General features: G+C 34.5%; 28 protein-coding genes. 24 read left to right on the top strand and 4 right to left on the bottom strand.

Features of this window, described 5'->3' with window-relative positions; all coding sequences use genetic code 11:
* Positions 1–80: 80 nt before the first annotated feature.
* The 14 genes from FJOH_RS19230 to FJOH_RS19160 all read left to right on the top strand — a co-directional run bounded on the left by FJOH_RS19230 (position 81) and on the right by FJOH_RS19160 (position 14,434).
* Positions 81–644, top strand: coding sequence for a hypothetical protein (locus FJOH_RS19230; RefSeq protein WP_012025693.1), 564 nt, complete (start codon positions 81–83; stop codon positions 642–644).
* Between the two features lie 4 nt (positions 645–648).
* Positions 649–2,319, top strand: a complete 1,671-nt coding sequence (locus FJOH_RS19225) for a hypothetical protein (protein ID WP_012025692.1) — start codon at positions 649–651, stop codon at positions 2,317–2,319.
* A gap of 162 nt (positions 2,320–2,481) precedes the next feature.
* Positions 2,482–3,399, top strand: a complete 918-nt coding sequence (locus tag FJOH_RS19220) for a tyrosine-type recombinase/integrase (RefSeq protein ID WP_012025691.1) — start codon at positions 2,482–2,484, stop codon at positions 3,397–3,399.
* A gap of 10 nt (positions 3,400–3,409) precedes the next feature.
* Complete coding sequence (locus FJOH_RS19215) at positions 3,410–4,279, top strand: tyrosine-type recombinase/integrase (RefSeq protein ID WP_012025690.1); 870 nt, start codon at positions 3,410–3,412, stop codon at positions 4,277–4,279.
* Between the two features lie 199 nt (positions 4,280–4,478).
* Positions 4,479–5,573, top strand: coding sequence for an AAA family ATPase (locus tag FJOH_RS19210; RefSeq protein ID WP_012025689.1), 1,095 nt, complete (start codon positions 4,479–4,481; stop codon positions 5,571–5,573).
* A 1-nt stretch (position 5,574) separates the two neighbouring features.
* Entirely contained in the window at positions 5,575–6,258 is a 684-nt protein-coding gene (locus tag FJOH_RS19205; protein WP_012025688.1) for a DUF4276 family protein, read from the top strand.
* 245 nt (positions 6,259–6,503) lie between these two features.
* The gene (locus FJOH_RS27260; RefSeq protein ID WP_012025687.1) at positions 6,504–7,316 is read left to right on the top strand and encodes a DUF6973 domain-containing protein; all 813 of its coding nucleotides are present in this window, start codon (positions 6,504–6,506) and stop codon (positions 7,314–7,316) included.
* On the top strand, positions 7,285–7,740 hold the full coding sequence (locus FJOH_RS19195; protein WP_012025686.1) for a hypothetical protein: 456 nt from the start codon (positions 7,285–7,287) through the stop codon (positions 7,738–7,740). Before FJOH_RS27260 ends, FJOH_RS19195 begins: the two co-directional genes overlap by 32 nt.
* Before the next feature lie 474 nt (positions 7,741–8,214).
* Complete coding sequence (locus FJOH_RS19185; RefSeq protein ID WP_012025685.1) at positions 8,215–8,865, top strand: hypothetical protein; 651 nt, start codon at positions 8,215–8,217, stop codon at positions 8,863–8,865.
* A gap of 357 nt (positions 8,866–9,222) precedes the next feature.
* Positions 9,223–9,798 (top strand): tyrosine-type recombinase/integrase, encoded by a 576-nt coding sequence (locus FJOH_RS19180; protein ID WP_044047912.1) that lies wholly within the window; start codon positions 9,223–9,225, stop codon positions 9,796–9,798.
* Between the two features lie 477 nt (positions 9,799–10,275).
* Positions 10,276–10,842, top strand: coding sequence for a hypothetical protein (locus FJOH_RS19175; RefSeq protein WP_012025683.1), 567 nt, complete (start codon positions 10,276–10,278; stop codon positions 10,840–10,842).
* 4 nt (positions 10,843–10,846) lie between these two features.
* A complete protein-coding gene (locus FJOH_RS19170; protein ID WP_012025682.1) occupies positions 10,847–12,526 on the top strand; it encodes a hypothetical protein in 1,680 nt (559 codons plus the stop codon).
* Between the two features lie 111 nt (positions 12,527–12,637).
* Complete coding sequence (locus tag FJOH_RS19165; protein WP_012025681.1) at positions 12,638–13,555, top strand: tyrosine-type recombinase/integrase; 918 nt, start codon at positions 12,638–12,640, stop codon at positions 13,553–13,555.
* 12 nt (positions 13,556–13,567) lie between these two features.
* Positions 13,568–14,434: a tyrosine-type recombinase/integrase gene (locus FJOH_RS19160; protein ID WP_012025680.1), complete on the top strand. Its 867-nt coding sequence runs from the start codon at positions 13,568–13,570 to the stop codon at positions 14,432–14,434.
* A gap of 66 nt (positions 14,435–14,500) precedes the next feature.
* Here FJOH_RS19160 and FJOH_RS19155 read toward each other — a convergent pair whose 3' ends face one another.
* Complete coding sequence (locus tag FJOH_RS19155; RefSeq protein ID WP_012025679.1) at positions 14,501–15,112, bottom strand: hypothetical protein; 612 nt, start codon at positions 15,110–15,112, stop codon at positions 14,501–14,503.
* 25 nt (positions 15,113–15,137) lie between these two features.
* The gene (locus FJOH_RS19150) at positions 15,138–15,509 is read right to left on the bottom strand and encodes a hypothetical protein (protein WP_012025678.1); all 372 of its coding nucleotides are present in this window, start codon (positions 15,507–15,509) and stop codon (positions 15,138–15,140) included.
* Positions 15,510–15,614: 105 nt separating this feature from the next.
* Between FJOH_RS19150 and FJOH_RS19145 the strand changes: the two genes are divergently transcribed.
* The 5 genes from FJOH_RS19145 to FJOH_RS19125 all read left to right on the top strand — a co-directional run bounded on the left by FJOH_RS19145 (position 15,615) and on the right by FJOH_RS19125 (position 19,086).
* Positions 15,615–15,836 carry a helix-turn-helix domain-containing protein gene (locus FJOH_RS19145; protein WP_044047910.1) on the top strand — a complete coding sequence of 74 codons (222 nt, stop codon included), beginning with the start codon at positions 15,615–15,617 and terminating at the stop codon, positions 15,834–15,836.
* Positions 15,837–16,072: 236 nt separating this feature from the next.
* Entirely contained in the window at positions 16,073–16,915 is an 843-nt protein-coding gene (locus tag FJOH_RS27145; protein ID WP_081432677.1) for an RHS repeat-associated core domain-containing protein, read from the top strand.
* Positions 16,916–16,922: 7 nt separating this feature from the next.
* Complete coding sequence (locus tag FJOH_RS19135) at positions 16,923–17,456, top strand: STM3941 family protein (RefSeq protein ID WP_123875769.1); 534 nt, start codon at positions 16,923–16,925, stop codon at positions 17,454–17,456.
* Between the two features lie 125 nt (positions 17,457–17,581).
* A complete protein-coding gene (locus FJOH_RS19130; RefSeq protein ID WP_012025675.1) occupies positions 17,582–18,169 on the top strand; it encodes an STM3941 family protein in 588 nt (195 codons plus the stop codon).
* Between the two features lie 254 nt (positions 18,170–18,423).
* Positions 18,424–19,086: an IS1 family transposase gene (locus FJOH_RS19125; protein WP_073099585.1), complete on the top strand. Its 663-nt coding sequence runs from the start codon at positions 18,424–18,426 to the stop codon at positions 19,084–19,086.
* Positions 19,087–19,839: 753 nt separating this feature from the next.
* Here the strand turns inward: FJOH_RS19125 and FJOH_RS19120 are convergent.
* Both FJOH_RS19120 and FJOH_RS19115 read right to left on the bottom strand, forming a co-directional pair.
* Positions 19,840–20,403 (bottom strand): hypothetical protein, encoded by a 564-nt coding sequence (locus FJOH_RS19120; RefSeq protein WP_012025673.1) that lies wholly within the window; start codon positions 20,401–20,403, stop codon positions 19,840–19,842.
* A gap of 41 nt (positions 20,404–20,444) precedes the next feature.
* The gene (locus tag FJOH_RS19115) at positions 20,445–20,759 is read right to left on the bottom strand and encodes a DUF3892 domain-containing protein (protein ID WP_044047909.1); all 315 of its coding nucleotides are present in this window, start codon (positions 20,757–20,759) and stop codon (positions 20,445–20,447) included.
* A gap of 253 nt (positions 20,760–21,012) precedes the next feature.
* Here FJOH_RS19115 and FJOH_RS19110 point away from each other — a divergent pair, with 253 nt between their 5' ends.
* From FJOH_RS19110 to FJOH_RS19090, 5 genes are all read left to right on the top strand, one after another.
* Positions 21,013–21,756, top strand: a complete 744-nt coding sequence (locus FJOH_RS19110) for an NERD domain-containing protein (protein ID WP_073099587.1) — start codon at positions 21,013–21,015, stop codon at positions 21,754–21,756.
* Positions 21,757–22,232: 476 nt separating this feature from the next.
* Positions 22,233–23,024 (top strand): hypothetical protein, encoded by a 792-nt coding sequence (locus FJOH_RS19105; protein ID WP_012025671.1) that lies wholly within the window; start codon positions 22,233–22,235, stop codon positions 23,022–23,024.
* Positions 23,025–23,436: 412 nt separating this feature from the next.
* A complete protein-coding gene (locus FJOH_RS19100; protein WP_044047906.1) occupies positions 23,437–23,892 on the top strand; it encodes a hypothetical protein in 456 nt (151 codons plus the stop codon).
* Between the two features lie 77 nt (positions 23,893–23,969).
* Positions 23,970–25,166: a hypothetical protein gene (locus tag FJOH_RS19095; RefSeq protein ID WP_012025669.1), complete on the top strand. Its 1,197-nt coding sequence runs from the start codon at positions 23,970–23,972 to the stop codon at positions 25,164–25,166.
* A gap of 3 nt (positions 25,167–25,169) precedes the next feature.
* On the top strand, positions 25,170–26,954 hold the full coding sequence (locus tag FJOH_RS19090) for an ATP-binding protein (RefSeq protein WP_012025668.1): 1,785 nt from the start codon (positions 25,170–25,172) through the stop codon (positions 26,952–26,954).
* Positions 26,955–26,991: the final 37 nt, after the last annotated feature.

The raw sequence follows: 26,991 nt of genomic DNA, 5'->3' as shown, positions 1-26,991 counted from the left end.
ATATCTTCCTTGTGATAATACAGGACTGCTGAGGGCTTCGGTCGCCTTATCTCCGAAATAATAGAAAATCATTACTATTTATGGAAACTTTAGAAACACTGTTCCGGTCTTTTGAAACAGGCATTCGAAGTGCGAAGGCTTTAAAGCCCAAGGAATACCTAAAAAGCATCGGGCTGGAATATTCAGATATCCGGATCGGCTTTAATTCAGGACAGTTCCATCATCGCAAAACGCTCAAGACCAAAGATCAGTTTGAAAAACTTGGGGTATTGACCAAAAGCGATGTCGCAGTTCGGGACGATTCCATGACAGCTTATACCGTCTTCGGACGCTATGGGCTTATTTTTCCCCTTGTCAATCAAGACAAGAACATAGTGAATTATTATGCACTGCGTTTTGATCTGGACGAGCAGAAACAGGAATACCTGAACAGCGAGGGAATCTATCCCGCCTATCCGCATCCACTAACCAAGAAGTTATATTTAGCACCGACTATTATTGACTGTGCAAGTCTGATACAGAGCAAGGTACTGGATCAAAGGGAAGCGGTCATTGCCCTGCATGACGGGGAACTGCTGGAACAGCATTTAGAAATTATCAAATCATTATATGAATTAGAAGAAATAATAATCTTTAAGCGGTGAGAAAATGGAAAAGATCAGATTACAAATGCAGGAGATCAGACCCGATGTTCCACTCTCAATAGTGGAGCTTCCCGAGGGGCATAGTCTGAATGACATGTGGGTCAATTATGGAACGGATGGAATATCGAATCTTTTAAAAAATGCAAAAACAGAAAAGACAGGAAGTACCCTGCAGATCGTAAACGGCTACAAAATCAGCTATACGGGCATTGCAGGAGTATTTTATGTTGTGGGCAACCTGCCGATGGATTTAGGAAACCTGAGGGTGTCATTACAAATTGTGGCACATACTACACAGAAAAAACACAGGCTGAAAGTTGACCTTTTTGATTTTGGCAGTGTGCAGAGCCAGTGCGGGGAACTTTCCGAAAAGCAGGGCTTTGACTTTCAGGAACTCGAAACAGACTTTTTACAGTTGACGGATTTATTGGAACAGCATCGGGAAGCACTCTTTGAAGCGGAAATAAACCCCGTAACGGATCGCTATTCGGAAAAGGAACTTACACCGCAGGCACATGAGAAAGCGGTCGAATTCCTTTCAAAACCGCAATTGCTTGAAAACATAAACAAGCTGTTGGAGCAGAACGGAATTGTTGGGGAGGAACAAAACAGGATGGTTCTTTTCGTGCTCGCTTCGAGTTATAAGATGCCGTACCTCATGCACGCCATCGTGCAGGGATCAAGCGGGGAAGGAAAAAGCCATCTGATTAACGGGATCGCCCAATGCATGCCTCAGGAAGATGTGATGAACATGACCCGAATTACAAGCAAATCCTTATACCACTACAGGGATAAGGAACTTATCAATAAACTGATTGTGATACAGGATTTTGACGGACTTGATGAAGAGGCGCAGTACGCCTTTCGTGAAATGCAGTCGGCAAAGTTCCTGACAAGCTCCACAGTAGTCAAAGACATTTTTGGAAACAACAGGGGAAGAATAAAACAGGTACAGGCACACTTTGCCAGCATGACAACCACGACCAAAGCCGAGGTATATTATGACAATATGAGCCGTTCGGTAATCTTGGGCGTGGATGAAAGCCAGGCGCAGACCATGCGGATCATAGCCATCCAAAACAAAAAACTAGCGGGAAAAGGAAACAATGAAAATGAGTTGCAGGCAACCCAGCTTCTCAGAAATGCCATGCGTGTACTGAAATCCTACGAGGTGATTAATCCATTTGCAGACAAGCTTATACTTCCCCTTGAAGCCAAGATGCTCAGAAGACTAAACAGCCAGTTCCAAAACTTTGTTTCACAGATTACGATCCTGCACCAGTACCAAAGAAAAACAGACAGCAAAGGCAGGCTTATAGCCACAAAGGAAGATGTGAAATCTGCTGTTGATATTTTCTTTAGTTCCATTATCATCAAAGTGGATGAACTCGACAAAAGTACAAGACAGTTTTTTGAGAATCTAAAAGGCTATGTAAAGAGCCAAAAGAACGGTACAACGCACCGTTTTACCAATAGGGAAATCCGCCAAAAACTCAATATCAGCAAAACCTCTTCTTTCCGATATATGCTGTTGTTACAGGAACTCGAATACATTCAGGCAATTGAAGGCTCGGTAAACAAGGGTTTCAAATATGTAATAAGCTACTGGGACAATATGGAAAAACTCAAAAGCAAGATCAAGAAAGAGCTGAACAGCCAACTCGAACAATTTTAAAACACAAAAAACACACAAAAAAAGGCAAAAATGGAACGCCCCGGAACGCCAGCGGAACACCGAAGCCCAGTGTTTACTGACCATACGATACTGGTGTTCCGTGTTCCACGGAGTGCGCAAGCGACGGGTTTCAATTATAATAATTACAGAACACTAAAAAAGATGAAAAACAGGATACAAAATAAAGATTTCCGAAGGCTCTTGGATGCCTTTGACAGTTTTATAAAGGTCAGGAATTACAAAACAGGAAACAGCAGAATGTACCAGAATACCTTGATAGAATTCTTGGTCTGGCTGGAAGAATCGGGAATCAGCAGGATTCAGGAGCTGACTTCCAAAGAATCTATTAAATACTTTGAGTATTTAATAGCACGGCCAAAGCTCAGGGGCGAAGGAACACTGTCACAGAAAAGCATCAAATTTCATCTTTTCGTACAGGGATTGTTCCTTTTGAACCTGATGGAAAACAAGGAAATTGAGAACGGGTATTACATACCCAGTTATGAGGGAGGCAATGAGAAAGCCAGAAACACACTTAGTGTTGAAGAAATAAAAAGCTTATATAAAAATGCAGAGAATGAACTTGAACGGGCTTTGCTCTCTGTAGCTTATGGATGCGGGCTGAGGCGTTCTGAAATCAGTGCGCTGGATTTAAAGGATGTAAAGCTGGCTACGGGAATGGTTGTTGTCAGAAGCGGAAAAAACAGCAAGAGGCGTGAAGTTCCCATGAGCGATACGGTTATGGGATACTTAAAAAAGTACATTCAGGAAGAGCGCAGTCAAAGGCTTGCGGGAAAAAACCAGACGGAAGAAGCCTTTTTTATTAATTCCAAAGGCAGGCGAAGTACAGGGGAAAACCTGAATGATATCCTGAAAAAAATGATAGAGCAGACTAAGAATTTTGAACTTATCCAAAAGGATATTACGCTCCACTGCCTCAGGCACAGCATTGCCAATCATCTGGCTGAGAATAATGCAGGGATTGATTTTATAAGAAGGTTTCTGGGGCATTCCGATATCAATACAACCTATATCTACGCTCTTAAAAACAAGAAACGAAAACCGATCGTAACCTTTTAAATAATCAGCTATGCCAAAACAGACACTAGAGCAGTTCCTGCTCCAAAGTTATAGCCCACAGACCGTATCAAGCTATTTGTTTGCTATCAATCACTTTTTAAAATTAAATCCGAAAGCCAAGCGGTACAAATACGGAAATATCGTCAAGTATATGGAAGAAATAAGCACAAGGCAGTCCAATAGCAAATATCGTGTTGTCATTTTATCGGCAATCAAAAAGTATTATGATTATTTGGTAATGAGCGGTTACAGGAATGACCATCCGTGCAAACGCCTGAATATAAAAGTAAACAGCAATCAGGCGATACAGGTGCAGGATCTGTTCAGCAGTCCAGAACTGCAACTGCTCTTGGAGCGTGAGAACCGTTACAGGCATTTGGATATCAGGAATAAGGTAATACTGTCCCTTCTGATCTATCAGGGACTGACAAGCGATGAAATTATAAGGCTTACTGTAAAAGATATTGATTTGGATAATGGGACGGTTTATATCAAAGCTTCTAAAAATCTCAATAAACGAAGAATGAACCTAGTGCCAAGGCAGATGATTTTGTTTTTCAATTACCTGCAGGAAACCAGATTGGAAATGCTTCGCTGTAAAACCGAAAAACTAATTATTACAAAGCTTGGCAAGCCTATGTCGGTCGACAGTATCCATGCAATGATTGAGCCTTTAAGGGGATTGTTTCCGGATCGGAAACTCAATCCGCAGACTATTAGAATGAGCGTGATCTGCAACTGGCTCAATGAGAAAAATATTTCTTTAGAGAAGGCTCAGGAACTGGCGGGACATAAATGGCCGGGAACTACGGAAAAATATATCAAAGTAAACAGCTCGCATCAGAGAGAAATAATTAATCGATATTTTCCAAGTATTTAAGCGAATTAAGCCCAAAGTATCAAGAATTTTTTGGTAACTATTCTAAATAATGGATTGACTTTTTTTGAAAATTAGCACTTTTAAGTTACATTCGCTATAAAATTCCATTTGTTTTAATGCTTAATGAGCCTATCAAGATAGGTAGTGTTATCTAATTAAGGATAATGAAAGTAGTATTAGAATCATAATCAGAAAAAAAATGATAAATTATATTCATATAGACGGTTACAAATCTATAAAGGAAGCTCATTTCCTCTTAGATCCTATTAATGTTTTAATAGGTTCAAATGGTGTTGGGAAATCAAATTTCATATCTTTTTTCAAGATGGTGAATAATATTTATGAGGAAAGACTAGAAAATTATTCAATAAGAAAGGGGGCAGAAACCTTTTTACATTTCGGCAGTAAAAATACTAGAGAAATAAAAGGAAGACTTGAATTTGATAATACAAATGCGTACGGTTTCACATTACAGCCAACTGAAAGTAACAGTTTAATATTGGCTGATGAGACGGGATTTTTTAATAGTGAGAAAGGTTCTCAATTTTCGGTTAAAGGTGTTTGGTATCCTCAGAATATTAGCAGGAATTCTAAAGAGAGTAAATTGAGATCTGCTAAAGGTTCTATTCCCACTTATATAAATCAATATTTATCTAGTTTTAAAATATATCATTTCCATGATACGAGCGATACATCGCCTCTTAGAACTCCTGCCGATATAAATGATAATATTGCATTAAGAGAAGATGGGGCAAATCTTGGAGCATTCTTGTATTTACTGCAGGAAAGATATGAGAAGCACTTTAAGAGAATTGAATATGTTGTTAAGTCTGTTGCTCCGTACTTTGAAAGATTTCAATTACAGCCGGACAGATTAAATGAGAACAGAATTAATTTAGAGTGGACTGAAATCAACCATCCAGACATTTTATTTAATGCATCACATTTTTCTGATGGGACATTGCGTTTTATTGCTTTGGCGACTTTGTTAATGCAACCTAATATGCCACAAGTAATAATCATTGATGAACCTGAACTTGGGCTTCATCCTGTTGCAATAAATACTTTGGCAGGGTTGATAAAGAAAGCATCTGCTAAAAGTCAAATCATTATATCAACACAGTCGGTAAATCTGGTAGGGAATTTTGAACCTGAGAACATAATTACTGTTGACAGAGTGGACGGTCAATCTGTTTTTAACAGGTTAGAAAAAGAAAATTTAGAAGGCTGGTTGTCCGATTTTACATTGGGAGATCTTTGGCTGAAAAACATAATTAAAGGACAGCCATATTAAGATGAAAAGAGTACACATTATAGTTGAAGGGCAAACGGAAGTTAGAGTCTTTTATTCGATCTTAGTGCCATATATACAATCTAAAGTTGAGAATGTATATATTGAGATTACACCTATCAAGCATTCTGCAGGCGGTATTGTAAAATATTCAAAATTACTTCCTGAGCTTAGGAACCACCTTGCTGATAAAGAAAAAATTGTTACTACATTCTTTGATTATTACGGTCTCCTGGAAAAACATAATTTTCCGAAGTACAAAGAAGCAAAAATTGATCAAACAAACTCAAAAGTTGGTGTTGTATTAATGGAGGATGGACTTAAAGATGATTTGGCTTCGCAAGGAATCAGTACAAAAAATTTTATTCCCTATATACAGTTACATGAATTTGAAGCACTGCTTTTTTCTTCTGATGAAGGTTTTGAATTTCAATATGATAATCCGAGAGTACTTAGAGATTTAAAAGCAATTTCTCCCCGCTATCAGACACCTGAAGATATTAATGACAGCCCTGTTACAGCACCATCTAAAAGAATAATTGGAATTTTAGAGAAACAAGGGGAAAAGTATGAAAAAGTTATCGATGGAGATGCCATTTCAATTATGGTTGGGATTGAAGCCATGATGGAGAAGTGTCCAAGATTCAAAGCATGGGTCGAAACCCTTATTTTAAAAATACTTGCATAAACAATAAATTCTTATTAATTTAAGATAATATAAGCTCTCAGAAATGAGGGCTTTTTTTGTCGGATAAATAACCAGATTTTTTATTAGGAAAATAACCGAACTAAATCTACTTTCGTATTATAGGAAAATGTTGCTGGACGTTCTTTATATTGAGATTTTTTACAAGGGTTTGTTTTGTATAAAAAAGGTTTACAGAACCCTATAAGTATAAGTTCCAAGGTCAAGAGCGTCAGGATGAGTTATCATTGAACTGGGACAGCTTTAAGTATAGAAATTATGATTACGCTATTGGAAGATTTATGAGTTTAGACCCGTTAGCGGAAAAGTATAATTTTCAATCACCTTATAATTTTTCTGAGAATAGAGTTGTTGATTCAAGAGAATTAGAAGGTTTAGAAGCAATTCGAATGACAGGAGTTGGTGGAGAAACAAGTTTAATGACAAGACCTGCTAATAGTAACTTACAGAAATCAGCTTCTGTGGCATTTGCTTATTTTCATCCAATTGCCGCTAATTCTATTGGTTCAATAGAAAGAGGAAGTACAAATATTTCGAGTGTTAGTGGTCGTATTGCCAGACACATGACAGATAATGGAAATATGTCTGGAGGTATTGGTTCAGAGAGTAATGCATTTAGACACTCTTTATGGTCAGCGACTATGAGTACTAGATTTGGAGAAGAGATTGCTACTCAAGCTGGAAATGCGCATGAAGGAGCAAAGATTTTCACTTCTTTATCAATTGATTTTAATGAACCATTAGTTCAGAATGCAGATTATGCTGATTCTGTAGTAGATTTGTTAAACAATGAAATAGGTCGTCAGATTTCAGAAGGAATAGGAAATGAGTTTACTAGTCAAACAGACATAGCTAAAGAGGTGTTAAATGTGCAAAGAACAAAAGGTTTATGGGAAGTAAGTACAGATAAAAACGGAAATATTTCAATATCCAGAAAAAAAATATCAGAAAAACAATATAATGCAAGTATGCAAATACTTAATAACTTAGATAGAAATGGATTCAGCGATGAAGATAAAACAAACCTTGAGAATAATTAATGTCGTAATTGTTTTTTTTACTCTAACTTCATGTTTTGAAGATAATGCGACAGATTCGACATTTGAAAATTTAATTAAATCAACCTCAGTTGACATACAAAAAACTTATGAAATTAAATTGGATAAGAACATTAAATTTGATTATGATAAATTATTTATTTTTGAAGGTCCTAGATTTCCTTCTGAAATAGAAGGAGTGACAAAGATTAAATATGATGATGTATTGGATGATGGTGACAGGTTATACCTTTATGTAAAAGGGAATATTATAACTAAAAAAGAAAAGTCAACTTCTAAAGATGTTAATATCCATCGCCTAATGAACGAGCAGGGATATACTGTTCTTTATCCTAATACTGTCATATTTGCCAAAAAGCAAAAAAATGGAGATGATTTTTATTATGATACTTTTATAAATAACTAGTCTCTTAAATTTTTAGAAAGCCATTCCATAACGGAGTGGCTTTTGCTTTTATAGTAGTTTAAAGTGTACCAAACCGTTAAAATAGAACTCAGATTATCCTGTATCTGCTGGAAGTATCAATAGAATAAAAAAACGGTTTTTATGGCTACCCTCCCTCCCCGAATCGCCTGTTTTGATACCAAATACCCAGATTTTAAGATTCAGGTTACCTGCCTGTGACCACAGATGTACACTAACATCAACAAATACCCATCGATGCTTCAATCGAAAATTCCGCAATTTTTGAAACTTCCCAGACCAGTGTCTCATTTTGGAACAGTTATTTTCCTAATCAAAAAAGTTTTTTTTAAAAAAAAGTACCAAAAAGCTACACTTTTCCAGATTCGTTAGTATTTATTGTAAAGATGCTTGACTAACTCTCTTGTATGGAGTTCCTGTATCTAAGCAATAACGATATACTAATCAATCAACAAAATGAAATATGAAGATTTAAAGAAATTTACAATAAGCACCAAAGCAAGCAAAAGCACTATCTACAGATTCTACAAAAAGAATGAAGACCTATTTTCTGAAACTAAAAAGCCAAACGGAAAAAGATTATTTCCGAGTGACCATGCCAGATATTTTGACAGCGAAATGATGTTCGATGAGAACAAAGTCCTAAGACAAGAAAATCAATCCATGAGAAACCTCATTGATTGTCTGGCAGACAAAGAGAGCCTGCAACATACCTTCTGGCAGATGGGCTGGAGTTTCTTCTTCACGGTAGCTTACAAAGCGGAGCGCAACAAGACCAGCTGTTTTAAGCAGATGCACGGGCTTTATGATTATCTGAGCAAAAAATATCAGGATTCAACGGAACTGCGCTTGTTCTTTACGACAGAACCTTTTGCCAACAGAAGCGGTCACCACAATCATTTCGTTATCCATATCGGAAATAAAAAGCTTCATGAGCAGATTGTGACCGACATTCAGCAGTACTTCAACTACGACAGAACCGATGTGAGCATTTATGACCGATACAAAGCTGGACTGTTCTACATGAGCAAAGAAAAGCTGAACGGAGAGGACTGGGATTTTATCAGCAACACTGCCAACACCAAAGAAGATGAGAGTCAGGCTTAAGTTTTCCCAGCTCAAACGAGTGCTGATGACCGAACCGCTCAAACTTCCCATCAGTTTTAAAAGAGAAAATTTTACCGATAGAGAATTTTCAGAGTTTTCACGATTGATACAATCCAAAGAACGAGGCTAAAGACCTCGTTTTTTTGTGCTCTGAAATGATTTAAAAATCCGTGAGCCCAGGAAATCCAGGATTTTTCTTGCCTAATCCAAAATAGACCTGGAAATTTGTTTCACTTTTCAAAAGAAGTGAAAGCGACCATGTAAACCTAATGAAATCAACGGTTTACAAATAATGAAGAATCGACCGCTTTCAGATACATATATTAAGGTAGAAAAGTGAAACTAAAATTGAGAATTATGGCATTAAAAGGACAAAAGACAACAAGTGATTTTTTAGAGTGGGACAAGATGCAGACCATCGTCTTGAAGCTGGAGCGTGATAATGACCTGAAATTTGCGCTACTCATCGCAACAGGTTCTTACATTGGTCTTAGAATTTCAGACCTTCTTCAACTAAGATGGAATCAGGTTTTGAATCAGGATTACTTCACAATTACGGAGAAGAAGACCAAAAAGACCAGAAAAGTGACCATCAACCCAGAACTGCAGACTATCCTCAGCCGTCTGTTCAATCAGCTCCAAGCCAGCGAAAATGATTTGATGTTCGCCAACCGCTCAGGAGATAAGCCGTTCAGCATCCAGTATGTGAACAGCAAGCTGAAAGACATTTTTGCCAGATACAACGTAAGAGGTCAGTATTCAAGCCATTTTATGAGAAAAACCTTAGGAAGGAGAATTTGGGAGGTCAATAAGTACAGTGACCAAGCCTTACTGCTTTTGTCTCAGCTGTTCAACCATTCGAGTGTATCGACCACTAAAATCTATCTTGGAATCCGAGAACAGGAAATCAGCAATCTGTATCTGAGTGTTTAAAAGTAAGAAATAGATTTCTTTTTTAAGCTTATCTAACTGAATTGAGTTAGGTAATACGGATTAAATTTAAAAAAACAGCAGTCAATAGTGTTAATTTTATATTAATAAATGTTAAATATTTATAATGCATTTTAACAATTGAAAAAATGATGAAAAATCAACTTATTTAAAATCAATGCTTTGCTTATATCTTAGGGTTTAAGTTGTTCATGTTGAGCCGTTTACATAACGTGATTGAGTTAGGTAAGAAAAAAAACTCAAAAAAATCACTTACCTTTGTCAAACAAAATCAAAGGAAAAGATTATTGCAAGAATCCTTTCGCCATTCTGACAGCTAAAGAATGGAAATAGAGCAAACTGTAAAGCTGAACAGCAAGCTCTAAAAATCACAAACATGTTTCAATTGACTATTCGACCTAATAATCGAAGCGGGATTTTTATGCCCAAAAATTACCTAAAAAAACTAAAAAATAACTTATGAAAAATACATTAGAAACACTTTTCCAGTCATTTGAAACTGGCATCAGAAGCTCCAAAGCGATAAAACCGAAAGACTATCTGAAAAAGATAGGACTGGACTATGCAGAACTTAGAATCGGCTTCAATTCAGGACAATTCCACCATAGAGAAACCCAAGAGTTCAAAGATGATTTTGAGGCTCTAGGAGTGCTTAAAAAGAGTGATGCGGGCGTCAGACAGGAAGACTTCACAGCCTATACAGCATTTGGCAGATACGGACTGATTTTTCCGCTGGTTGACAAAGAGAATACAATTGTAAACTACTTTGCTCTGCGCTTCAATCTTGAAACGCCAAAACAAGAATACCTCAACAGTGAAGGAATCTATCCAGCTTATCCCAGTCCGCTGACCAAGAGGCTCTATCTCGCTCCAACGGTCATCGACTGCGCAAGCCTTATGCAGTCCAAAGCACTGGAGAACAGGGATTCCGTTATGGCGATGCACAACGGAGAGCTTCTGCCACAGCACTTGGAAGCCGTAAAATCACTATGCGAACTTGAAGAAATCATAATCCTAAAAAACTAAAACGATGCAAAACATAAAAACCCAGATACAAAACATAAGACCAGAACTGCCAGTAAGCATGATTCAGCTTCCAGACGGGCACAGCATGAACGATATGTGGCTGAACTACGGAACTAGCGGAATCACTGACCTTCTACAGAATCCAGTGAGAGAAAAAGCAATCGCAAAGCTGGAGATTCTAAGCGACTACAAAATCAGCTACAAAGGAAAAACGGGAACTTTCTTTGTGATTGGAAGCCTTCCGATGGATTTGGGAAACCTAAGGCTGACTATCCAGATAATTCCAGCCGAGAGCCAGAAAAGACTGCGTGTAAAGATTGATTTGTTCGATTTTACAAGCGTAGAAAACCAGTGCAGGGAACTAAGCGAAAAACATGGATTTGACAGCACGCTTTTGGAGGCTGACCTTCTGCAGTTCACTGACCTTCTGGAAGACTACAGAGAATCACTCTTCAACGCTGAAATGAACCCAGTAACCGACCAGTATTCGGAAAAGGAGCTCACACCGCAGGCAAGCGAAAAAGCAGTGCAGTTCCTTTCTAAACCCAAGCTTTTCGAGAATATCGACAAACTGCTGGGACAGAGCGGAATTGTAGGAGAAGAAGAAAACAGGATTCTGCTGTTCACGCTCGCTTCAAGCTACAAAATGCCGAGTCCTCTGCACGGGCTGATACAAGGAAGTTCAGGCGAAGGCAAATCACACCTCATCAACGGGATTGCGCAGTGCATGCCTCAGGAAGACGTTCTTAACATGACCAGAATCACAAGCAAATCCCTGTACCACTACAGAGAGAAAGAGCTCATCAACAAGCTGATACTCATACAGGATTTTGACGGTCTGGATGAAGATGCGCAGTTCGCATTCAGGGAAATGCAGTCTGCTGGACTTCTGAACAGTTCAACGGTGGTTAAAGACCCGCTTGGCAACAGCAGAGCAAAGGTAAAAAAGGTTGAAGCCCATTTTGCAAGCCTTACCGCCACGACCAAAGCAGAGGTTTACTACGATAACATGAGCCGTTCTGTGGTGCTTGGAGTGGATGAAAGCTTGGAACAGACCTTGAGAATCATCAAAGTGCAGAATCAGAAAAATGCAGGAATCAGCAATGCGGAGCGTGAGCAGGAAGCCAAACAGCTCCTGAGAAACTGCATGCGTGTTCTAAAGAGTTATGAAGTCGTGAATCCGTACGCAGATAAGCTCATGCTACCGCTGGAAGCCAAAATGCTCAGAAGGCTCAACGCCCATTTCCAGAACTTTGTTTCCCAGATTGCAATCCTGAACCAGTACCAGAGAAAAATGGACGAAAAAGGAAGACTGATAGCCACCGAAGAAGATGTGAGAAATGCTGTTGAAATTTTCTTCAGCTCCATCATCATCAAAGTGGACGAGCTCGACAAAAGCACCAGACAGTTTTTTGAAAAGCTAAAAGGATATGTGAGAAGCCAGCCCAACGGAACAACACACCGATTTGCGACCAGAGAAATCAGGCAGGAGCTCAACATCAGCAAAACCTCAGCGTTCAAGTATGTCCAGACCTTACAGGAACTGGAATACATACAGGCGGTTGAAGGTTCGCCAAACAAGGGATTCAAGTATGTAATCAGCTATTGGGACAATCTTGAAAAGCTGAAAGCCAAGATTAAGGAAGACCTGAGCAGACAGTTAGACCAGCTGAAAACCGCCTAAAAGAACACGTCAGACCCAGCAATTGCTGGCAATATAACGCTGGTGTTCCCAATTTTGCATAATGCGCCTAAGGAATATTTTCGAAATGATGACCAAAAAAACAGCAAACCAATGAAAACAGCGATAAAAAATACAGCATTCCAGAATCTTCTTAGAGATTTTGACAGCTATGTAAAAGTGAAGAACTACAAACAGGGAAAAGGAAGCATGTACCAGACCGCAGTATCGGAATTTCTTATCTGGCTGGAAAAATCAGGAATCAACAGCATCAGAAAAGTGACTGGAAGAGAATCGGTAAGCTATTACGAGCATCTGATAAGCAGACCCAAACACAGAGGAAACGGAACGCTCGCAGAAAAGACCATCAAATTCCATCTTTTTGCTCTGGGTCTGTTTGTCCTGAACCTGCTGGAGAACAATCAGATTGAAAAAGCATACTACATTCCAAGCTACTCGGGAGAAAGCGGAAATTCCAGAAATGCGCTGAGCGTTGAAGAAATCAGAATGCTCTACCAGCATTGCGAGAACGATTTACAGCGGGCTCTCATCTCAACAGCTTACGGATGCGGACTGCGGAGGTCGGAAATTGAAGCCCTGAACACAAGAGACATCCAGCTCTCCAGAGGAATGGTAATTGTCAGGGACGGAAAAGGAAGCAAAAGACGTGAAGTTCCGATGAGTGATATGGTTGCTGGACACATCAAAAAATACATAGCCGAGGAACGTTATGAGAAGCTGAAAGCCACAAATCGTACTGAGGACGCCTTTTTCATTTATGACAGCGGTAAGCGGATGAATGGCGAATATCTCAACAGCATGCTAAAGAAAATCGTTGGGCAGACCAGCAGTTATGAGCTTATCCAGAAAGACATAACGCTCCACTGCCTCAGACACAGCATTGCCAGCCACCTGATGGAAAAGAACGCAGGTATTGATTTTATCCGTGGATTTTTAGGTCATTCCCAAATCAATACCACCTACATCTATGCCGTAAAGAACAAGAGAAAAAAGCCAGTTACAACCTTTTAAACCAAACAGCCTATGACTAAAATAACAATTGAAGAATTCCTTCAACAAGATTACAGCCCGCAGACCGTAAAGAGCTACATGTTTGCCATCAATCACTTTTTGAAGCTGAACCGCAAAGCCAAACGATACAAATACAAGAATATCGTTGAGTACATGGAAGAAATCAGCCAGCAACAGCCCAACGCCAAATATCGTGTAGTTATCCTCTCGGCTATCAAGAAGTATTACGACTATCTGGTTATGAGCGGTTACAGAGCTGACCATCCCTGCAAAAAGCTCAATATCAAAGTCAACAGCAATCAGGCAGTTCAGGTTCAGGATTTGTTCAGCTCAGAAGAGCTCCAGCTTCTTTTGAACCGTGAGAACCGATATGAGAATCTGGACACCAGAAACAGCGTTCTTTTGAGTCTTCTGATTTATCAGGGATTGACCAGCGATGAGATTATCAGGCTCAATGTAAAAGATATTGATTTGGATTCGGGAACAGTCTACATCAAGTCATCCGCTAACCTCAACAACAGAAGACTCCAATTGTTAGCCAAGCAGATACTGCTGTTCTCCAAGTACATCAGCGAAGTCAGACCCAGAATGCTCAGAAGCTCAACTGACAAGCTGATTATTACAAAGCTGGGAAAACCCATTGCAGTGAACAGCATCCACGCCATGATTGAGCCGTTGAAGCCATTGTTCCCAGACAAGAGCCTCAACCCGAAGACCATCCGAATGAGCGTTATCTGCAACTGGCTCAACGAAAAGGAACTGCCTCTGGAGCAAGTTCAGGAACTTGCGGGACATAAGTGGCCTGGCACTACCGAGAAGTATTTCAAAGCAGACAGCCAGCAACAGAGAGAGCTGATAAACAGATACTTTCCGCTGTGATAATCTGACCTGATAGCATAAAAAAAGAGAGATAAATCCCTCTTTTTCAAACTTGTAATAATCTCTCTATTCAGCTACAGCAGTCAGAGTGCCTTTCGAAATGCTGAATGACTTCTCGGTTATCCTGCTTCCGTTGCAGAACCCAAAATCGGAGTACGGATTCTTGTTGGTCAGATTATCAACTGAGAACTCAGCTTTTAGTGTTGTTCCGTCAAAGCTGGTTATCTTGATTTTTCCCGCTGTTCTAGTACCTTCAAACAAATCAGTGCTTGTGTAGCAGACCGCTTGGTCATAAGCCAGAGGAATGTCACGTACTCCAGAATTAAGATAGCTGAAAGAAATGTCGTATGTTTTTCCAGCAGTCAGCTTTGCATCAGAAGTCACGATTTGAAAATACATATCGCCCGAATCACGGTTGTCATTTGATGCGGGACTTTTGATGATGAAACTCCCGTAAATGCTGTATTCGTTCTCAGCAGTGTTTGTAGACTCGCTTTTCGCCCATGTAACGTCAATTGCCGAACCTGAAACATCGGTAGCGGTCACATATTCCGTTTTATTGTTCAATGTGAAAGCGATGGATGATTTTGAATTATCCGCATTTCCCTGCTCGGAATCATCAGACTGGCAGTTGGCGAACAGGATGCTTAGAAGTGCAAAAAGTACAATTTTTCTCATGTGTTTAAAATTAGATTGGATTAAATTATTGGCATTTATCAATTTCTTTGTCAACGTAGTGGAACAGTTCGTCAGCGTAGCTGTCAGGTAAATCGTTATCCTCAATGACATTTCGAACCATCTGCGGAACATACAGATACCTGTTGTTGTCAAGACGGCTCAGTTCCCTCTGGTGGTTTGTTTCATTGTTGATAGCTTTTACAGAAGCGTAGTCTTCGCAGTACTTTTGGATGATTGCTGTCTGCGCCCATGCTTTGAGTTCATCTAGGCTTTGTGTTTTCGGATGCTCTTGTCTGTATTCATTGTGGATGCGGAGACTGTACATGTAGCCTCCAAAGCAGAGAAGCGCAAAAACAAGAACTGCACCTCTAACGATAATTTTCAATGGATTATTCATTTTTTAGTTTTTAGGATGTGTTAAAATTCGGGCAAACATAGCATTAAAAATTCAATTCGGCAAATATGCCGATGATTTAAAACGGCATTATTCGACTTTTGAACAATGTCAGAAGAATTTTTAATACAGTTAGGCAATAACATAAATGCCAGAGCCAAAGCTAAGTTCAAAACTAATTTGGAGTTTGCGTCTGCATGTGAAATTGATGAAGCAAGCATCAGACGTATATTGAAAGGAAAACAGAACTTTTCAATTAAAATCTTCTTAAAAATCTGCACTGCACTTGACATTAAAATGTCTGAACTGCTCTCAGAGCAAAACTTGTAGAACTTACATTTATTTTCAATATTGATTCGCAATAAAAAACACTAATTCATAAGTATTTGAGTTAGTGTTTTTTCAGTTTTGTAAGTATCGAAATGAAATAGAAAGTCTTTTTTTTAAATGAAAAAGATTACATTTGAATTGCTAGGATATAGAGAAAAAGGACGTTCTTATTACACAACAGCAAGTTTGTAAATCCTTATAAGTATAAGTACAATGGCAAGGAGCTCCAAGACGAGCTGGGGCTTAATGTTACAGCGATGGACTGGCGACAATACGACCCAGCTATTGGTAGGTTTAATGTAATTGACCCATTAACCGAGTTAGCCCCTATGCATAATCCTTACAGGTTTGGTTTTAACAATCCTGTTTACTGGTCTGACCCATCTGGTCTGTTTGAAAACGATAATCAAGGTCTAGCAATTTGTCCAACGTGTCCAAATACACCTGCATTTAAACCGCTAATTGATGACCCCAATAATATATATGATTATGACCCTCAAACACAAACTGCTAGTAAAGCTACTGAACTTAATGAAGTTGTTGTACAAGGAAAATCTAAAAAAAGTAGTGCAGTAGATCATGCAAACTCTATTAATGACAGAATTGGAGACGGCGCTGATATTTTAGCATTAACTAATAATAAAGGTGGTTCATTTAGGTTGACTAACAATGGTAGTTATAACCCACGAAACTTTAGTTTTAAATATTATAAATCTAATTGGATTGGAGGAAGTGCAGCAAATATAAAGACGTTTAATGTAAGTAAATTAATAAAAAGAGGCTCCATTGCTACTACCGTTATTCTTGGAACTATAGAAGTTGGACAAGGAGTAGCTGGCGATTACCAAAACTACCAAAACACTGGATATACTAACGGTGAGAATACAGCGGTAGCAACCGCAAAAGTTGGGGCTGGTATTGCTGTTGGTTGGGCTGCAGGAGCTGCGACAGGAGCAGCAGTTGGAAGTCTAATTCCAATACCAATTGTTGGAACAGTTGCAGGAGCCATTGTTGGAGGAGTTGCAGGATATTATGCGAGTGAAACAGCAGGAAATTTAGTAGAGAAAGCTTATGAATAATATACAAATGAAAACAATAATAATAGAGAAAAATAAAAAATACTTCAAAAGAATTGCAATAATACTATTGATGATTTTTGTCTTATGTGGACTGGTAATTTTTTTACGCTATCCTTCCGAACACACCTATTTTTTACTTCCAACAAAAAATGCGGTAATTATATTTTCTATAGTTGGTATAATAACTTGTGCTTTGATAATATTTTTACTCATAAAAAGTATTTTTCGAAAAGATATTTTCTTAAGAATTGACCAACAAGGTATATTTAATGGTTTTTTCTTATATTCCAAAAAACTAATCAAATGGGAAGAAATCAGTAAGATAGAAACAATTAAATATAATTATAACAATTACATAGCAATATTTTTAAAAGAAACTCCAAATAATGAAAAAGGTATTAGTTCACTTTTTTTTAAAATGAATGAAAAATCTATGGGTACACCTTATATAATTACTTCTGGGGATTTAGATTGCTCTTTCGACGAATTAGAGCGATTAATCTTAGAAAGCTATAATCAGAGTAAACAAATTAAAAATTAGTACAGTACTATAATCATTAACAAACTCGACGTATCGGATATGTCCACGTTAGATAGTGCAGAATTATATTTTGTGCCTACAAAAGAGAGCAAGCAAAACAAGTCAATACTAGAAAAGCCACTTCAATGAAACGGAGTGGTTCCGAAACAGGAACTTCAACAGGTGAAGAGCATATAAATAAAAAAATGAAAGAAATAATAATAGCGTTAGATAAGAAAAAATTAATACTTCTTCTATTTGCAGGAGTGGTTTTTACTTTTTTTAGTTTTTGGATTATTTTAAAACCCTCAGATTTTGTTAATTTCATTACACGGAGTGAAAATATTATATTTATAGCAGGGATTTTAGGATTAATAGTATTTGGTTTTGGTTCAGTTTTATTGTTCTTTAAATTGTTTGATAATAAGCCTGGATTAATTATAAATGAAAGAGGCATAATCGATAATAGTAATTCAAATTCTATAGGTTTGATTAAGTGGTCAGACATTACTAAAATTAGTCAGAAGAAAGTTGTATCAACAAAATTCTTGTTAATAGAAATAAGTAATCCAGAAGATTATATACAAAAGGCAAATCAAATTAAGAAATTGTCATTAAAACAAAACTTAAAAACCTATGGTACACCAATTACAATAACATCAGTAGGCTTACAATGTTCTTTTGAAGACTTAGAGCAAATGATTTTGGAAAGCTATGATCAAAACAGGCAATAATCCATCAGATGTGTTGATAAAAAAGAAATATTAAATTCCATTTATAACAAATAAGCGTTAATCCTGCTCCGCAGGATCGGGTAATGTTTCAAAGTTAGTGATATGAGATTTTGAAATTCTAACCTTTTGAAATTGAACAAATTTTAGAAATAAATAATTTAAAGATGAGTAATAATGCTCATCTTTTTTGTTTTAATATTGCCTTAAATAAGCTAAAATGAGTAAAAATGCGACATAGTGTTCCAAAGTTAGTGATGGTAATAAATTGTCCAAAATGTAAAGAGAAAAAGGTTATTAAAAATGGGACAACAAAAAACAATAAACAGCAGTATTATTGCAAAATGTGCTTTTACCGTTTTATACAAAATTATACAAATCAAGCTTACAAATTAGATATTAATCAAAAGAATGTTCAATTAACCAAAGAGGGATTAGGTATAAGAAGCACTGCAAGAATATTGGAAATATCAGCCACAACATTATTGAAAAGAATTGTGTCAATTGGCAGAAAAATTAATCAGCCGATTATAAGCAAATGTAAAACTTATGAAGTTGATGAAATGTGTACTTACATAGGAAGTAAGCAAAATTTTATCTGGCTGGTTTATGCATTGGACAAGAATTCTAAAACTGTTGTCAGTTTTAATGTTGCTAAACGAACCAACAAAACTCTAAGCCGTGTTCTGGATACTTTAAAACTATCTGAAGCAAAAAAGATATTTACTGGCAGACTTAAAAACTACAGGTATCTGCTTGATGAGAAAATGCATTCAGTAAAACGTTTCGGGACAAACCATATCGAAAGAAAGAATCTGACACTCAGAACTCATCTGAAAAGACTCAACAGGCGGACAATCTGCTCCAGTAAAAGTTTATTGATTTTTACTGCTGTTTTGAAGATTTATTTTTGGATTTGAGCAATAAAAGAGTAAGTTTATCCTTTAAAATCATGTTCTTAAAAATTTAGCATTTAACAGGTAAATACTTGTAAAAACAGTCACAGACCCTTGTAAGTAATTTTTTAATTGCATAGAGAATATAATTAAGTTTATCCGAGCAAAATAACTTAATTTATTCATAATTAACAAGTTTATTTACTTGAAGTAAACATTGTGAATCTACAGACCAAAAATGAAGTAGGAAAGAATAAACTTAACTTTTTACTTCTGTTTCTCTAATCTGGAGGTAAATAATCTTCTCCCTTTTCATAAAAGAAGAAGCTATAAGAATCAATCGCTAACATCGGCTAGAAAAAATCAAAATAAAAATAGTCTGTAATCGAAACCCTGTCAGAGAAACAATTTTAATAAATCATCTTCAGTTTGTGACGCTCGTGAAGTCAAAGTTGTCTCAAGGTAGTCCAAAACAAAAAGCTCCAGATTTCTCTGAAACTTTTGTCTTAGTAGCGGGAAGCATTCAATTATCTAACCAATTTATTGCGGATTATTACGAGATAATTGGTATTGCATCTTAAATTAATATTCTTAAAGTTTCATAAAACAAAATGGTAATAACTTATAATATGTTGTTTACAATTTTAAATTTGAAGTATTTATATTTAAGGTTTTTATATTTATTTTGCCGTCTCTGAAGTAGATTTTTTACAGTTTGATCTTATTATTTTTGTTGAAATTTTAAGCTTCATCCTGTCTTTATAAATGAGAAAATATTTATTTTTTTAATTCATCTATTTTACTCCTAGCTTCCGTGAATGATATTTCAATAAGATTTCCGTTGTTAAGAAACAAAGTATTGTCTGATCCATGCTTTTCCAATTTGATATACCAATTAGCCTTTCCGGAAGAAACGTAATAACCTACCTCAAAACCATCAGCGGTTACAAATTTGTTTTCTAAATAATCAGGATTGAGGGCAATATCTTTCTCCATTTCCGGCTGTAATATTTTTAAAGCCTTTATTACTTCTATTAAGTCTGTATATTCAATTGAAGCTGTGCTTTCTCCGTATTTACCTTGTTTCGAAATTTGATAAAAATATGCCGAAATACTTCCACTTACTACTTTTCTTATCTTGCTTTCTGCGTTTCCGTAAGAAGTCTTTAAACTTGATAGTTTTGTATCTATATATTTTGTAATAATTCCTGTTTTGGAATTAAATACATCCATTTTCGTTTTGACATTTTCTGAATTGTTCTTCGTTTCTTGTGAAATAATATCTGAGCAAGACAGAAGTGTAAAGAAGATAAAGAGTCTTAATTTTAATTTATGTGCCATATCTATTTATTCATAAGATTTTTAATATGTTAAGTTGCTAATTATGCCGTGATCCAATCATAATCTATTAAATGTTCTAAATTGTCAGTCAACTTATTATCAGGATTTGATCTCAAGTATTTGCCACTATTTCCATTGATAACTTGAACTTTTTCTCCTACATTCCATTTTGATTGATTATAATTCCAGACCCATGTGGTAGCACTATTACCACTAGTTTCAAGCAATAAGATTGCTTCCATTTTAGTCTTCTTTACCGCTCTAGAAGTTGAGTTCTCACTTACGGTGTGGAATGCATAATGAGTTATAACGTTGTCTGAGTTTTTCCATACACCAGAAATTCTAAATTGTCCCATAATTTTATTAGTTTAATAATTATAAGTCAAATTTATATTATGTAAAAAAACAAATTTTATGGAAAACCGTAATTGAAACATATTTTCTGATCAAAAAAGATATTGAGAACAGGCGTATAAGATATTTTTTTCTAAAAAGTTCAGATTTATCTTTTTCTTCATATCTAAATAATTTGCCGAAGATTTTTATATAATATTTAGTTGATAGTATTCTCTTATGCTTTATATTAGATCAAATTTAAAACTAGAATTTATGGAACTAATTTTATTAATTCTATTTTTTTTACTAATGCTTATTTTTGGTTCTTATAAGTCAAAAATTAAAGGGATAATTGGAGAGAAAAAGGTTTCTTCAATATTATATTTTTTAGATAAGTCGGATTATAAGGTTATTAATAATGTGATCATAAAAACAGGTAATATAAGTGCTCAAATTGATCATATAGTAATTTCTAGTTTTGGAGTTTTTGTTATTGAAACGAAAAATTATAAAGGATGGATTGTGGGATATGAAAACTCTAAATACTGGACTCAAGTAATATATAAATATAAAAAAAAGTTTTATAATCCCATTCTCCAAAATGCAGGGCATATAAGAGCCTTGAAAAACTACCTAAAAGGATACAAAGATTTAGAGTATAGATCTATTGTCGTTTTCTGTACAAAAGCCAGGATAAAAGTAGACTCCGACAGTGACGTTGTTAATGCAAATAGTCTTATAAAAACGATTAAAAAATATTCAAGTGTAAATCTATCGAAAACCGATAAAGAAAATATTTTTCAAATAATTAGTACTTCTAACTTAGTAAAATCAATTGATCAAAGAGAACATATTAATTCTGTTAAACAAAGAATTAATTTTCTTGATAAGAAGACAATCCAAGAAATTAAATGTCCAAAATGCGGAAATAAAATGATTCAACGCCAAGGGAAATTCGGAATTTTTTTGGGATGTAAATCGTATCCAAAGTGTAATTATACTCAACAAGAATTTTAATAAACTTTGCATGGAAAATACTGCTAGTGACATCTCTTGAAATCGAAATAAATAAAATTTCAAAAAATGTTGTATATAAAAATTCAAATGTTCTACGAAACTTCGAATAGCTTATTATTGTTATAGCATGATCAAATATTTTGCATAAGGCTATTTCTTTAGTAAATGTTGTCTGACCGTCAATCATATGCACAGAGTCAACAAAATATTTTTTTTACTTATTTCTGCAACATATTATATATGATTATGGTTTTCCGTAAATCCTTCTCATAATAAACATTAATATTTGATATGAAATCGCAGGAGGTTAATTATTTAGTTCACTACGCAAAATAACTGCGTACTATGTAAAGACCTTTGGATTAATAATATAGAAATGGATGTTAAGAATAATAATTACGTCTAAATTATGTATTGAGTAATTCGGACAATAACTTCAATTATTTAAATTAAAGAATTAAAAAAAAAAAATTAATATGGATCAATCAATTAAATTACCACACATAAAATTCAAGCCCACTATCAAACAAAAAATAGACTTCCACCCAAGTGAATTAAACAAAATTACAGTTCCTGAAGAAAGTAAAATGCGAGCTAAAAAATATCAAAAATCTAATGAACTAAACGATGGTTCTGTTATTTTAATGTTTGAAGATAACATTGTTTTTGGATTTGATTTTCTATATAACAATGAAAAATATATGGTTCAGGAAATAAATCCTGCCACTATTTTCTATTCTAACGCCGTTATGTGTCATAGGTTATTAGTGTCTAAGAGAAATCAACTAATTTCTGGTTCGCCTAAAGTAAAGGGATCAGCTCTAGAGAATACAAACCCAAGTGATTTTGCAAATTTTTTCCAAGTTTCTGTAAATATGATAATAAATCTTCAAGCTACTGTAGAAAGTTTTGCTAATAGATTAATACCAACAGATTTCGAATTCTTAGATGCAAATGGTAATGAATTTCAACCTTCAATATCTCATAAAATTAATACTGCCTTACCTTTATTAAAAGGAAAAAAAGTTAAGAGAAAGGAAAGTAATTATCTGAGACAATTAATAGAAATACGAAATGAACTTATCCATTTAAAGCCTGCAGGTGATGTAAATTCAGCCTATAAAATAGTTTACCGTAAACTAATTAATTTTAAATATTTTGAAGTACTGCAAGCAGTAAAAACATTTGTTAACTTTTATGAAGAAGGTTTGATAGAAGAATGCTCCTGTAAAAAGGAATTTTTTTATGACATCTCTGTAGTTGAATAATTATTAGACCATGCTTTTAAAATACAGAGCCTAATTATTTTATTGTTGAAATTTCAGATATTTTAAAAGCTGTTTATACAACCAATTTTATGTGCTAAAAGAATTTCAATGATGACAGAATGATTTAAATTGTCTTAAAAAGGCTAAGAAATTGGATAAAATATTTCTTCTATTAGAAGGCAAAATTATTTTATAATGGCTTGTCTCAATATGTGTGTAATAAACAAGTTTGTATTAGTGTTGTATTGATGAATAAAGTTAGAAGTCAGCGTCTTGTTAAAAATAAGTATTTATACTTGTTGCCAATTGATCAAAATATCCGAGGTTTAATATTTATTTTCAATGAAGGAAAACCTCTTTCGTCTAATGATAAAAATAAATACCTTAAAATAATAATACTTAAATACTAGTGATGAACGAAAAAGCGATGCATAAAACTAATAAAAATAATATTATATCTTTAAAAGGTTATCCTTCTGATCATGCTTTTAAAGCTTATGAAGAAGGTTATTATTTTGAGGCAGTTGCAGTTTTACATGGGTTTATCGAAGGGCAAATGAAATCATTATTTCATTTGCATGCCATAACTATTTGTAAGACATCAATTTCTGATACATGGGATGTAAATGACAAGATTTCATATATAATGCTAGCTCACGTTTTATTTGTTAGTAATCTAATTAATCGGAATCAATATGATATCTTAATTAGCTTTAATTCTGTACGCAATGAATTGATGCATAGATTTTATTTGGATAAATATGACAAAGATAGTAAAGGATTGTCGAAAGCAAAGTTATCTTCATGTTTCAAGCCAGCCTATAATTTATTATATGAAATTATGGAAAAAGCAGATAATTTGATGTAATTAAATTAGAATTATATACAATAGACAACTTTTTCAGTAGACTTAAATTTGTAATATACTTTAAATACTCATAAATTATGGACGGCGGATATTATGCAATAAAAGGTTTTGAATTCCAAATAGATAAAACAATTCTAGAAATACTTAATACGAATAATGAAAATAAAAAAATTAGTATTGAGCAGATTCAAGATATTAATAGTTCTGATTATGTGATGCAAATTAAATATAAAGAAACTCAAGATTATACTCCAAATAAAATAAGAGAGCCTATAGTTCAATTAATTGATGAGTTTAAAAAAAATGACCAAATTAATTATAATCTATTTTGTTTTTTTAAAGATAAATCTGAGCAAAAAAAAAAAATCACATTAGTTGAACTTGAAGAGATACTGCAAGTCACATTAAAAAGTAATTCTTCAAAAAAGCTGAAAGCTCTTAAACTAAAAATCGATTCATATAATTTAGCTGATAAAAAGAATTTCATAAAAAAATTTAATTTAATTTTTGCTCCAAATTTTCAAATACAATTTGAGGAGGTGATATCAAAAATAAGAAATTTAGGTTTTTGCAAATCTGATGATGAAGCAATTTTCTATTATTCTTCAATCACAGATTATTTTAGAAAACTGGTTGTAAATAAAACAGATCCAACAAATAGAAGTTGCACACAAAAGGATATAATAAATTATATTAAAGATGGTAGAAATTTAGTTTTTACATCTTCGTTTATTGACTATAAAGGAGAAGTAGAATATCTAAAATTTTTAAAAACTAACTTTATAAAACCTGTAAAGAACCAAGAGAATTTTATTTTTATCGGTAATGTGGTGCAATCTAGTGAATTAACAATTGGTCAATTAATAGTTAATTTAATTGACAAATATTATGATAAAGCAACTTATGATATAAAGCCTTTAACCTTTATTGTAAATGATAAGGAGATATTTGAAGTAAAAAAGGAGATGTCAAGAAGCAATCTTTTTTTTAATGATGGATATGAATCGATTCTGTTCAATTCTGAATTGTTTTTTCAGAAGCCTATTATAAATAGGAAAACATCTGGTGGTAAAGCAACAGAAAGTTTAGCAAAGTCATCATTTAAACTCAGAATTATTTCGAAAAATACATTCGATAAAAACTATAATAACGAAATAAATCCAAGAAGAGTTTATTATTTCATGGAAGATTTGAATAATAAATTAGAAGAGAAATCTTTCATAAAAATAGATCAAATAGATACAAAACAAGTTCAAAAACTTTTTAATACTTAAATCATGACTTCAGATAATTTTAAAATAGTAAGTGTTTCCTCAAGTTTTATAAAAATTGAAGTAATAGATCCTTCTTTATTTGAAAATCAATTTAATATTGGAAGCTATATAAAGATCCCATACAAAAATATTGAAAATAAGTATGTGGTTGGTGTAATTGAAAATTATAATATAAAAGATAATAATATTTCGAAAGGAGATGGAATTGAGGAAACAATATCAAATGGACCATCTTTTGTTCTTGAGGTTAAATTAACTGGTACAATGACTAAATTTAATGATTCAGATTTATTTGAAAGAGGCGGTCATGGTATACCCCTTCCTCCAAATAACGGTATTGAATTGTTAAATGAGAAAGAATTGAATAATATATATTCAGGAAAATTAGTAGAGAATGATAAATTTTGTTTTTCTAAATTAGTTCAAAATGTAGAGATTGATGTACCAGTTAGTGGCAATAAATTTTTTAATAAACATTTTGCAATTGTTGGCTCGACCGGTTCAGGAAAATCTCACACTGTTGCTAAAATACTACAGGAGGCTTTAATTGCCAAAAAAGGAAGCTATGAAGGTTTAAACAATTCTCATATTGTAATTTTTGATATTCACGGTGAATATAAAACAGCTTTTCCACAAGCAAACTATATTGATATACAGAACCTAGTATTGCCATACTGGCTTTTAAATAGTGAAGAATTGGAAGAATTGTTTATCGAAACCGAGGCTAATGATCATAATCAAAGAAGTGCATTTCAAGAGGCTATTACATCAAATAAGAAATTAAAAAGCACATTAGATCCAAAATTGAAAGCAAAATTAAATTATGATTCTCCATCTTTTTTTGATTTAAATGAGATCTTAATATATTTTAAAAACAGGAATAATGAGCAAAAACAAAAATCAAATACTATAGAATGGTTTGACTTAAAAGGTGAAAAATTTATATTTAATGAAGAGACAAATCATAATTTATTTTCAGGAATATTAAAACCGGTTGACGGAGCAACTACTGGCACACAAAATGCCAGATTTATTAATTTTATAAATAGATTAGAAATTAAATTAAATGATAAACGTTTAGATTTTTTATTAGGTGATGCTTCAAAAAAAATAACTTTTATAGATACTATCAAGCAATTCATTGGTTATCCTTGTAAGGTACAAAATGAAGAAGGCGTAATCAACAAAGAAAAATCAAATATTACAATAATTGATTTAGGAGGTATACCTTTTGAAGTGCTTAGTATAACTGTCTCACTGATTTCTAGAATGCTCTTTGAATTTGGTTATCATTCCACTAAACTTGCTAGTCATGAAGATGATTGTGAAGTGCCTTTGTTATTAGTATATGAAGAGGCACATAAGTATGTTCCAAAATCTGACTTGGTAAAATTTAGAGCCTCTAAAAATGCGATTGAACGAATTGCTAAGGAAGGTAGAAAATATGGAGTTACATTATCGATTGTAAGCCAAAGACCTTCTGAAATTTCAGATACAATTTTTTCTCAATGTAATAATTTTGTAACGATGAGGTTGACTAATCCAGAAGATCAAAATTATGTAAAAAAATTATTACCCGATACTTTAGGGAATTTAACAGACTCTTTATCAACTCTTCAATCTGGAGAGGCTCTAATTATAGGAGAAGCAATTGCTTTGCCTTCATTAGTAAAGATAAATCGATGTGAACCAGAACCAAAATCTTCTGATATTAAATATTTTGAAATTTGGAAAGATCCTTGGATTGATGCTGAAATTCAAAAGGTTATTGGTCTTTGGCAAAAATAATCTTTTTTAAAAGTAATGTACGTAGTTTGTGCGAATT

It is taken from the genome of Flavobacterium johnsoniae UW101 (assembly GCF_000016645.1).
GTDB classification, from domain to species: Bacteria; Bacteroidota; Bacteroidia; order Flavobacteriales; family Flavobacteriaceae; genus Flavobacterium; species Flavobacterium johnsoniae.
The sequence above is the reverse complement of the archived record's forward strand: the minus strand, read 5'-3'. Positions and strand labels throughout refer to the sequence as shown.

Coding starts and splice junctions, on each gene's coding strand:
- FJOH_RS19095 (WP_012025669.1), top strand. CDS start 23,970: ATGGACGGCGGATATTATGCAATAAAAGGTTTTGAATTCCAAATAGAT.
- FJOH_RS19180 (WP_044047912.1), top strand. CDS start 9,223: ATGGCATTAAAAGGACAAAAGACAACAAGTGATTTTTTAGAGTGGGAC.
- FJOH_RS19165 (WP_012025681.1), top strand. CDS start 12,638: ATGAAAACAGCGATAAAAAATACAGCATTCCAGAATCTTCTTAGAGAT.
- FJOH_RS19185 (WP_012025685.1), top strand. CDS start 8,215: ATGAAATATGAAGATTTAAAGAAATTTACAATAAGCACCAAAGCAAGC.
- FJOH_RS19110 (WP_073099587.1), top strand. CDS start 21,013: ATGGAACTAATTTTATTAATTCTATTTTTTTTACTAATGCTTATTTTT.
- FJOH_RS19130 (WP_012025675.1), top strand. CDS start 17,582: ATGAAACGGAGTGGTTCCGAAACAGGAACTTCAACAGGTGAAGAGCAT.
- FJOH_RS19145 (WP_044047910.1), top strand. CDS start 15,615: ATGTCAGAAGAATTTTTAATACAGTTAGGCAATAACATAAATGCCAGA.
- FJOH_RS19230 (WP_012025693.1), top strand. CDS start 81: ATGGAAACTTTAGAAACACTGTTCCGGTCTTTTGAAACAGGCATTCGA.
- FJOH_RS19155 (WP_012025679.1), bottom strand. CDS start 15,112: ATGAGAAAAATTGTACTTTTTGCACTTCTAAGCATCCTGTTCGCCAAC.
- FJOH_RS19225 (WP_012025692.1), top strand. CDS start 649: ATGGAAAAGATCAGATTACAAATGCAGGAGATCAGACCCGATGTTCCA.
- FJOH_RS19120 (WP_012025673.1), bottom strand. CDS start 20,403: ATGGCACATAAATTAAAATTAAGACTCTTTATCTTCTTTACACTTCTG.
- FJOH_RS19135 (WP_123875769.1), top strand. CDS start 16,923: ATGAAAACAATAATAATAGAGAAAAATAAAAAATACTTCAAAAGAATT.
- FJOH_RS19115 (WP_044047909.1), bottom strand. CDS start 20,759: ATGGGACAATTTAGAATTTCTGGTGTATGGAAAAACTCAGACAACGTT.
- FJOH_RS19105 (WP_012025671.1), top strand. CDS start 22,233: ATGGATCAATCAATTAAATTACCACACATAAAATTCAAGCCCACTATC.
- FJOH_RS19175 (WP_012025683.1), top strand. CDS start 10,276: ATGAAAAATACATTAGAAACACTTTTCCAGTCATTTGAAACTGGCATC.
- FJOH_RS19125 (WP_073099585.1), top strand. CDS start 18,424: ATGGTAATAAATTGTCCAAAATGTAAAGAGAAAAAGGTTATTAAAAAT.
- FJOH_RS19150 (WP_012025678.1), bottom strand. CDS start 15,509: ATGAATAATCCATTGAAAATTATCGTTAGAGGTGCAGTTCTTGTTTTT.
- FJOH_RS19195 (WP_012025686.1), top strand. CDS start 7,285: ATGAAGATAAAACAAACCTTGAGAATAATTAATGTCGTAATTGTTTTT.
- FJOH_RS19205 (WP_012025688.1), top strand. CDS start 5,575: ATGAAAAGAGTACACATTATAGTTGAAGGGCAAACGGAAGTTAGAGTC.
- FJOH_RS19220 (WP_012025691.1), top strand. CDS start 2,482: ATGAAAAACAGGATACAAAATAAAGATTTCCGAAGGCTCTTGGATGCC.
- FJOH_RS19090 (WP_012025668.1), top strand. CDS start 25,170: ATGACTTCAGATAATTTTAAAATAGTAAGTGTTTCCTCAAGTTTTATA.
- FJOH_RS19170 (WP_012025682.1), top strand. CDS start 10,847: ATGCAAAACATAAAAACCCAGATACAAAACATAAGACCAGAACTGCCA.
- FJOH_RS19215 (WP_012025690.1), top strand. CDS start 3,410: ATGCCAAAACAGACACTAGAGCAGTTCCTGCTCCAAAGTTATAGCCCA.
- FJOH_RS19160 (WP_012025680.1), top strand. CDS start 13,568: ATGACTAAAATAACAATTGAAGAATTCCTTCAACAAGATTACAGCCCG.
- FJOH_RS19210 (WP_012025689.1), top strand. CDS start 4,479: ATGATAAATTATATTCATATAGACGGTTACAAATCTATAAAGGAAGCT.
- FJOH_RS19100 (WP_044047906.1), top strand. CDS start 23,437: ATGAACGAAAAAGCGATGCATAAAACTAATAAAAATAATATTATATCT.